This window comes from Labrys sp. (in: a-proteobacteria) (assembly GCF_047605565.1).
In the GTDB taxonomy this organism is placed as follows: Bacteria; Pseudomonadota; Alphaproteobacteria; order Rhizobiales; family Labraceae; genus Labrys; species Labrys neptuniae.
Map to the genome: position 1 here is coordinate 105,569 of NZ_JASGFM010000021.1, position 8,538 is coordinate 114,106.

Here is an 8,538-nt window from a genome sequence, read left to right on the forward strand (position 1 = left end):
CCAAAGGGCTGGCCTCAGGCGGCCATCTCGACTTCGCGCCCTCGGCCAAGCCGCACCATCCAGTCGGCCATGTCGGGGCGGTGCTGTTTCTGGAAGGCATAGTGCCGGCGAAGGGCCTCCTTGAGACGCCCGCTGCGGCCGAGCAGGTCGTCGGCGAAGCCGATCAAGACGGAGTTGGGCCAGGCCTGCGGGCGGATCGTGCGCAGGCGGGTAAAAATCTCGTCCTCCGCCAGGCTCGCATCGGAGCGGGCCATCAGCGTCGCCATCGCAGCCGTCGAGCGCGAAACCCCCATATGGCAATGCACCAGCAGGCGTTCGGGCACGAGGACGGCGCCGGCTTCGTCGCGGGCGAAGCGCAGAATTTCGGCCATGTGCTCGCGCGCCGGCATGATCTTGCCGGGCATCGGGTCGATGATGTCGTCGAATTGCAGGATGGTGCGCTGGTGCTCGCCATAGGCGCGAAAGGCCGCGAGGTCGGGCCAGTCGGGATCGACGATCGAGAGCACATGGCTGACGCCGGAGCCGCTGAACTGATCGAGTTCGTCGATGCCGCAGACGGTCCAGGCCGCAAAGGTGGGAAGGGAAGTCATCGGTTCCATTGGCAATGTGAGGGGAGGGGTGATTTCGACTGTCGTAGCCCCTGGTCTCGCGGTCATCAAGGCCTTCGCGCGAAGGTCCGGGCAAGGCGATGGCGACGTGGCCAAAATTAATCAGACAAATTGCAGCCGACTCTTGCATTCGCCGGCGAGGCGGGCATGAATGGCGCCTCTGCGCGGGAGAGTCGGCGGCCAAGTCCGGCCGTCAAGCCGCCTGCGGGCAGACAGACCGGCAAGGCCGGCTGGCCAAGAACAGGAAATAAAACTGGAGGGAACGACATGTTCGACGATCAATCTCGTCGCAGCGCCTTGAAGATCCTGGGCGGCTCGCTGCTGGCGGGCGCCCTGCCGCTCGGTGCGGTCTCGCCGGCTTTCGCCGCCAACAAGCGTATCGCCCTGGTGGTGAAGAATCTCGGCAATTCCTATTTCGATGCCTGCCGCGACGGTGCCCAGCAGGCCGCCAAAGAACTCGGCGGCATCGAGATCATCTACACAGCCCCCACCAAGGCGACCGCCGAGGACCAGATCGCGGTGATCGACGCCCTGATCGCCCAGAAGGTCGACGGCATCATCGTCTCCGCCAATGACGCCAACGCCCTGGTGCCGGTCGGCAAGAAGGCGGCGCAGCGCGGCATCAAGGTGATCTCCTTCGACAGCGCCATCGCCAAGGGCGGGCGCATCATGCACCTCAACGCCTCCTCTACCGAGATGATCGGTGCCAAGCAGGTGCAGATGATTTCCAAGACCCTCAAGGGCGAGGGCGAGGTCGCCATCCTCTCCGCTGCTTCGACCATGACGAACCAGAATTCCTGGATCGCCGCGATGAAGCGGGAGTGGGAGAAGCCCGAATACGCCAAGCTCAAGCTGGTCGACACCGTCTATGGCGACGATCAGGACGACAAGTCCTATCGCGAGATGCAGGGCCTGGTGAAGACCCATCCCAATCTCAAGGGCGTGATCTCGCCCACCACCATCGGCATCCGCGCCGGCGCCAAGGCGATCATCGACGGCGGCCTCGCCGGCAAGGTCTTCATCACCGGTCTCGGCCTGCCCTCGGAAATGAAGGACGCCGTGCTGAAGGGCGCCTGCGATAGCTTTGCGATCTGGAACCCCGTCGATTACGGCTATTCGGCCACGCAGATCCTGGCCGGCATCATCGGTGGCGAGGACGCCAAGCCCGGCTCCACCGTGAAGATGGGGCGCATGGGCGAGACCAAGATCGGCGAGGACGGCGAGGCGGTGATGGGCGAGCCCTTTACTTTCGACAAGTCGAACGTCGAGAAATACGCCAAGATCTTCTGAGGTTTGAGCGATAGCTGGGGCGAGTTCGAGGCTTTTTGAGCATGCCACGACGCCAAACGTCCCTTCTCCCCGTTCTTACGGGGAGAAGGTAAGGATGAGGGGCAGCGTAGCGGATGCAAGATTACGCTTTGCACAGCCCCTCACCCTTACCCTCTCCCCGCGTGCGGGGCGAGGGCGCGGTAAATGTCGCGCTTGATCCCGGTTGCCGGACTGTTTCATGACCTCCACCCCTCTTCTCTCCCTCTCCGGCATCTCCAAGCGTTTCCCCGGCGTGCGGGCGCTGCATGACGTGCGCCTTGCCCTTCATCCCGGCGAGGTCACGGCGCTGCTCGGGGAGAACGGGGCCGGCAAGTCCACCATCGTGAAGATCCTCACCGGCATCTACACGCCGGACGAGGGCGAGCTTCGGGTCGGCGGGCAGGCCCTGCAGTTTTCGAGCCCGCGTGACGCCTGGGCGGCCGGCATCACCGCCATCCACCAGGAAACCATCATGTTCGACGAGCTCTCGGTCGCCGAGAACGTCTTCATGGGCCATATGCCGAAGGGTGCCGGCGGGCTGGTGGACTGGAGCGCCGTGCATGCGCGGACGCGCGAGCTGCTCAAGCGCCTCGATGCCGACATCGATCCGGGCGAGCCGCTGAAAGCCCTGAGCGTGGCCCAGAAGCATCTGGTCGAGATCGCTCGCGCTCTGTCCCACGAGGCGCGCATCGTCATCATGGACGAGCCGACGGCGGCGCTTTCGGCCCGCGAGATCGACGATCTCTTCCGCATCATCGACCAGCTCAAGGCCGAGGGACGGGCCATCCTGTTCATCAGCCACAAATTCGAGGAAATCTTCCGCGTCGCCGATCGCTGGCTCTGCCTGCGCGACGGCGAATATGTCGGCGATGGCGCGATCAGCGAGGCGACCCCGGCCGAACTCGTCCGCCTGATGGTCGGGCGTTCGATCGAGCAGGTCTTTCCCAAGCGCGAGGTGCCGATCGGCGACGTCGCGCTCCAGGTCAAGGATCTCGGCAATGAGAGCGAGTTCGCCGACATCTCCTTCACGCTGCGCCAGGGCGAGATCCTCGGCCTTTACGGGCTGGTCGGCGCCGGCCGGTCCGAGGCCATGCAGGCCGTGTTCGGGCTCTCCCGGCCTGATACCGGCGAGATTCTCGTGCGCGGCAAGGCTCGTGCCATCAAAAGCCCCGCCGACGCCATCGCCGCCGGCATCGCCTATGTGCCGGAGGATCGCCAGAGCCAGGGCGCCGTGCTGCCATTCGGCGTGCGCGAGAACACCACATTGGCCAGCCTGATACGCCATGCCCGCTTCGGCTTCCTGAGCCAGCGTTCGGAGATCGCCGATACGCGCCGCTTGGGCACCAGGCTCGCGGTGAAGGCCGCCTCCTGGGACCAGAAACTGCAGGAACTGTCCGGCGGCAACCAACAGAAGGTGGTGATCGCCAAATGGCTCGCCACCAATCCCAAGGTCATCATCCTCGACGAGCCGACCAAGGGCATCGACGTCGGCTCCAAGGCCGCCGTGCACGACTTCATGGTGGACCTAGCCGCGGAAGGCCTCGCCGTGGTGCTGATCTCCTCCGAGCTGCCGGAGGTGATGGGCATGTCAGACCGCATCCTCGTGATGCATGAGGGGCGCATCGTGAAGGAATTCGCGCGGACCGAGATGGACGCCGCCGCCATCGTCACGGCAGCCACGGGAGGCCACGCATGAAAACCCTGTGGCGCCGCTACGGCCGCGAGATCATTCTTGCCCTCATCGTCGCAGGCATGGTGCTGGCCATCGGGCTGCGGGCACCGGTCTTCCTGAGCACGGACAGCCTGATGGGCGTGCTCAAGGACAGCGCCATCCTCGTCATGCTGGCGCTCGCCCAGATGACGGTGATCCTCATTCGCGGCATCGACTTGTCGGTGGCGGCCAATCTGGCGCTCAGCGGTATGGTCGCCGCCCTCTTTTCGATCGCGGCGCCCGACCTGCCGATCGGCCTGGTCATCCTGGTCGCCATCGCCGTCGGTACCTTCTTCGGCTTCGTCAACGGCGTGTTCATCGCGTTTGTCGGCATTCCCTCGATCGTGGTGACGCTCGGTACCCTCGCCATCTATCGCGGCCTCGTCTTCATCGTCTCGGGCGGCAAGTGGATCAGTTCCGACAAGATGACCCCGGCCTTCCTGAACTTTCCGCATGCCACCTTCCTCGGCCTGTCGAGCCTGGTCTGGTTCGCCATTGCGGTGGCGGCGGCGATGGCCCTCTTCCTCGGGCGCACCACCATCGGCCGCGGGCTCTATGCGGTGGGCGGCAACCCGGTGGCGGCGCGCTATTGCGGCATCGATCTCGCCCGCCAGCAATTGCTGGTCTTCACCCTGTCCGGCGCGGTGTCCGGCCTGTGCGGCTATCTGTGGGTGGCCCGCTTCGGCATCGCCTATACCGAGATCGCGCTCGGCTACGAGCTCAGCGTGATCGCGGCCTGCGTGATCGGCGGCGTTTCCATCGGCGGCGGCATCGGCTCGGTCAGCGGTGCGCTGCTCGGCGCCCTGTTCCTCGGCGTGGTGGTCAATGCCCTGCCGGTGATCAACGTTTCGCCCTTCTGGCAGATGGCGATCTCCGGCGCGGTGATCCTGGCGGCCGTGGTGGTCAATGCCCGCGCCGAGCGCAAGGGCGGCAAGCTGATCCTGCCCGAGGCGCGCCGCCGCGCCGCCGCCAGAGAAGGAGCCCGGTGATGACGGACACCGCCCGCTACCAGGTGCTCGACCGCGCGCCCCGCACGCTGGCAGACCGCCTGCTGCGCTGGGAGACCATCCTCTGCCTGCTGCTGGTGGCGGTGATCGTGGTCAATGCGCTGGGCTCGCCCTATTTCCTCGATCTCTACAACCTCTCCGACATGACCCAGAACTTCTCGGAGAAGGCGATCATCGCGCTCGGCATGGCACTCCTGATCCTCACCCGGGAGATCGACCTCTCCGTCGCCGCCATCGTGGCGCTGGCCTCGCTCGCCATCGGCTATGGGGCGCAGGCGGGCTATGGGCCTGTCATGCTGATCGCCATCGGCCTTGGCGTCGGCATCGTCTGCGGCGCCTTCAATGGCTGGCTGGTCACCGGCTTCGGCCTGCCCTCGATCGTGGTCACCATCGGCACCATGTCGCTCTATCGCGGCATCGCCCAGGTCGTGCTGGGTGACCAGGCGATCACCACCTATCCGGAGGACTACACCAACCTCGCCCAGCTCTATATCGTCCAGGAGCCGCCGCTTTACCTGGCCTTCATCCTGTTCCTGGTCCTGGCCGTGGTCTTCACCGTCGTGCTGCATTTCACCGTGTGGGGGCGCATGCTCTATGCCATCGGCAACAACCCGGTGGCGGCGCGTTTCTCCGGCATCCCGGTCAATCGCATCCGTTTCCTCATCTTCGTGCTGACGGGCCTCCTGTCCGGGCTCGCCTCGGCCCTGCTCACCGCCCGCATCGGCTCGACCCGGCCCAACATCGCGCTGGGCTGGGAGCTCGAAGTGGTGACCATGGTGGTGCTCGGCGGCATCTCGATCGCCGGAGGCTCCGGCACCATGCCCGGCGTGGTGATCGCGGTCTTCGTGCTCGGCCTCACCACCTTCGGCCTGACGCTGATCAACGTGCCCGGCATCGTCATCGCCGTCATTCTCGGCGTGCTGCTGGTGGCCGCGATCGCTCTGCCGATCATCGTGCGGCGGATGCTGGGGATGCGGGGGTAGGGCCTGGGCGCAGAGCTGGGCTCTCAAGGCCGTTATTGATTGACAGGCAGGGTAGAAAGGTAGAAATTTCGGGGCCTTTCTAGAATGGAGATTGCGATGAGCCTCAGCATCAAGGATCCCGAGGCCTATCGGCTGGCGCAGGCCATCTCCCGTGCCACGGGCGAGAACATGACACGCGTGGTCATCGAGGCGCTGCGCGACAGCTTCGCCAGGGTCGAACAACGCAAGGCCAAGGCAAGCGTCGCGGAACTACTGGCTATCGCCGATCGGGCCGCCTCGCATGTGCGGCGCCCCTATGCCGATCATGCCGACCTGCTCTACGACGAAAAAGGCCTGCCGAAATGATTCTCGATACGTCGGCCGTCGTCGCCATTCTCTATCGCGAGCCGGAAGCGGCGGCTTATGTCCAGCGCATTCACGACGCAGAGATCTGCCGTATCAGCGTGGCGAGTTACGTCGAACTGTCCATGGTGATCGAGAACCAGCTTGGCTCCGAGGGGATGCGGCAGGCCGAAGCCTTTTTTCGTCGCGCCGGCATCGTCGTCGAACCGGTAACGATCGATCAAGGGGAATTGGCCCGTCAGGCCTTTCTCGATTTCGGCAAGGGGCGTCACAAGGCCGGACTGAATTTCGGAGACTGCTTCTCCTATGCCTTGGCCAAAGCCATGGGCGAGCCGCTGCTGTTCAAGGGCAATGATTTCGGCCAGACGGATGTCGGCGTCGCCTGACGGGAACGCAGGCCCCTGACGTCCTATCCGGCGCGAAACACCTTCGCATCGACCTGACAAGATCTCGCCATAATGGCGATTTTTCAGAACTCTCTGTCTCGCTTCGATGTGATCACATTTCGTTTCTTGCTGCCATGCTGGGGTTGCGCGCAAGAAAAAGTCGTGCTGCCGCTTTTATATGCTTGTCCCCAGCTTGGAATTATGCCATGTCAGCCATCCATATTAGGACAGCTATGCTGTCCCATTATGGATGCTGCCGCCTTTCGGGGCAGCCCGCGGACCAGCCGAAGATGGCCCACAGGCCCGGCTTGGCCGTATGGCAAGAACGCCGCTCTCGCGTTTCAGCGCGGAGCGGTGCACAATTGAGTGACAGCTTTCACAATCCGGCGGCATAGTCGCGGCCCGACCCTTGCATGGGCAGGCGATGAGCGGGCGAGTGTGCGGGCTGACGGCAACAGGTGATTGAGGCGAAGAGGAAACAGGCGATGAGCGCGATCTTCCAACACGGACAGCAGACGGTTTCGGCAGCGGCGATCGACGCTGCAACGAAAACCAATGCCACCGTGACGAAAGATCCCAAATCGACGCGCATGCCTGTCCTGCGCGATCCCGGCTTGCCGCAGGCCCAGGGCCTCTATGATCCGGCCAATGAGAAGGATGCCTGCGGCGTCGGCTTCATCGCCGATATGAAGAACCGCAAGAGCCATAAGATCATCAGCCAGGCGCTGCAGATCCTGCACAATCTCGACCATCGCGGCGCCGTCGGCGCCGATCCGAAGGCGGGTGACGGCTGCGGCATGCTCGTACAGATCCCGCACGACTTCTTCGCCGCCGAATGCGCCAATCTCGGCTTCGAGCTGCCGGCGCCCGGCGATTACGCCGTCGGCTTCTTCTTCCTGCCGCGCAACGAGGAAGGCCGCGTGCATGCCATGCGCGTGGTCGAGAAGATCGTGGCCGAGGAAGGCGAGGTGTTCCTGGGCTGGCGCGCCGTGCCCGTGGACAATTCGGGCCTGGGCGAGAGCGTGCTGCCGACCGAGCCGATCCACATGCAGGCCTTCATCGGCCGCTCGGCCGCCACGCCGGACCAGGACGAGTTCGAGCGCCGGCTGTTCATCATCCGCAAGGTGATCTCCAACGTCATCTATAACGACGTCGAGCGCCGGCCGGTGACGGCGGGCTTCTATCCGGTCTCGGTGTCGAGCCGCACCATCACCTATAAGGGCATGCTGCTCGCCACCCAGCTCGGCGACTATTTCAAGGACCTCACCGACGAGCGCTTCCAGAGCGCCATCGCTTTGGTGCATCAGCGCTTCTCGACCAACACTTTCCCGAGCTGGACGCTGGCCCACCCCTACCGCATGGTCGCGCATAACGGCGAAATCAACACGCTGCGCGGCAATGTGAACTGGATGGCGGCGCGCCAGGCTTCGGTCGACTCCGAGCTGTTCGGCAACGACATCTCCAAGCTCTGGCCGATCTCCTATGAAGGCCAGTCGGACACCGCTTGCTTCGACAATGCGCTCGAATTCCTGGTGCAGGGCGGTTATTCGCTCGCCCACGCCATGATGATGCTGATCCCCGAGGCTTGGGCGGGCAATCCGCTGATGTCCGAGGACCGGCGCGCCTTCTACGAATACCATGCCGCGCTGATGGAGCCTTGGGACGGGCCGGCCGCCGTGGTCTTCACCGATGGCCGTCAGATCGGCGCCACGCTCGACCGCAACGGTCTCAGGCCCGCCCGCTATCTCGTCACCAAGGACGGGCTCGTCGTGCTCGCCTCCGAATTCGGCGTGCTGCCGATCCCCGAGGCCGACATCGTCGAGAAGTGGCGCCTGCAGCCCGGCAAGATGCTGCTGATCGACCTGGAGGAAGGCCGCATCGTCTCCGACGACGAGATGAAGGCTTCGCTCGCCACCGCCAATCCCTATCGCGACTGGCTCAAGCGCACCCAGATCGTGCTGGAGGATCTGCGCCCGGTGGAAGCGCGCGCCTCGCGCACCGACGTGTCGCTGCTCGATCGCCAGCAGGTCTTCGGCTACACCCAGGAAGACATCAAGCTGCTGCTGCCGCCGATGGCGACCACCGGTCAGGAGGCCGTCGGCTCGATGGGCACGGATACGCCGATCTCGGCGCTCTCCGACAAGTCGAAGCTGCTCTACACCTATTTCAAGCAGAACTTCGCCCAGGTCACCA

Annotated in this window: 8 protein-coding genes; 7 read left to right on the plus strand and 1 reads right to left on the minus strand. The window is 64.5% G+C overall.

The genetic code is table 11. The features are described 5' to 3' along the window. Nucleotides 1-14: 14 nt before the first annotated feature. On the minus strand, nucleotides 15-590 hold the full coding sequence (locus tag QM672_RS19115; RefSeq protein WP_415084446.1) for a tyrosine phosphatase family protein: 576 nt from the start codon (nucleotides 588-590) through the stop codon (nucleotides 15-17). A gap of 315 nt (nucleotides 591-905) precedes the next feature. Here QM672_RS19115 and rhaS point away from each other — a divergent pair, with 315 nt between their 5' ends. The 7 genes from rhaS to QM672_RS19150 form a co-directional block, all read left to right on the plus strand. Next, nucleotides 906-1,898: a rhamnose ABC transporter substrate-binding protein gene (gene rhaS / locus QM672_RS19120; protein ID WP_322432595.1), complete on the plus strand. Its 993-nt coding sequence runs from the start codon at nucleotides 906-908 to the stop codon at nucleotides 1,896-1,898. A 217-nt stretch (nucleotides 1,899-2,115) separates the two neighbouring features. Continuing rightward, the gene (locus QM672_RS19125) at nucleotides 2,116-3,612 is read left to right on the plus strand and encodes a sugar ABC transporter ATP-binding protein (protein ID WP_311934572.1); all 1,497 of its coding nucleotides are present in this window, start codon (nucleotides 2,116-2,118) and stop codon (nucleotides 3,610-3,612) included. Beyond that, nucleotides 3,609-4,616: an ABC transporter permease gene (locus QM672_RS19130; RefSeq protein ID WP_311934573.1), complete on the plus strand. Its 1,008-nt coding sequence runs from the start codon at nucleotides 3,609-3,611 to the stop codon at nucleotides 4,614-4,616. Before QM672_RS19125 ends, QM672_RS19130 begins: the two co-directional genes overlap by 4 nt. After that, nucleotides 4,616-5,617 (plus strand): ABC transporter permease, encoded by a 1,002-nt coding sequence (locus QM672_RS19135; protein WP_311934574.1) that lies wholly within the window; start codon nucleotides 4,616-4,618, stop codon nucleotides 5,615-5,617. Before QM672_RS19130 ends, QM672_RS19135 begins: the two co-directional genes overlap by 1 nt. Before the next feature lie 96 nt (nucleotides 5,618-5,713). After that, complete coding sequence (locus QM672_RS19140; protein ID WP_311934575.1) at nucleotides 5,714-5,962, plus strand: type II toxin-antitoxin system VapB family antitoxin; 249 nt, start codon at nucleotides 5,714-5,716, stop codon at nucleotides 5,960-5,962. Beyond that, nucleotides 5,959-6,345, plus strand: coding sequence for a type II toxin-antitoxin system VapC family toxin (locus QM672_RS19145; RefSeq protein WP_367626186.1), 387 nt, complete (start codon nucleotides 5,959-5,961; stop codon nucleotides 6,343-6,345). Before QM672_RS19140 ends, QM672_RS19145 begins: the two co-directional genes overlap by 4 nt. Nucleotides 6,346-6,830: 485 nt before the next feature. Beyond that, nucleotides 6,831-8,538: glutamate synthase central domain-containing protein (locus tag QM672_RS19150; protein WP_415084450.1), on the plus strand; the 1,708-nt coding region annotated here is incomplete at its 3' end.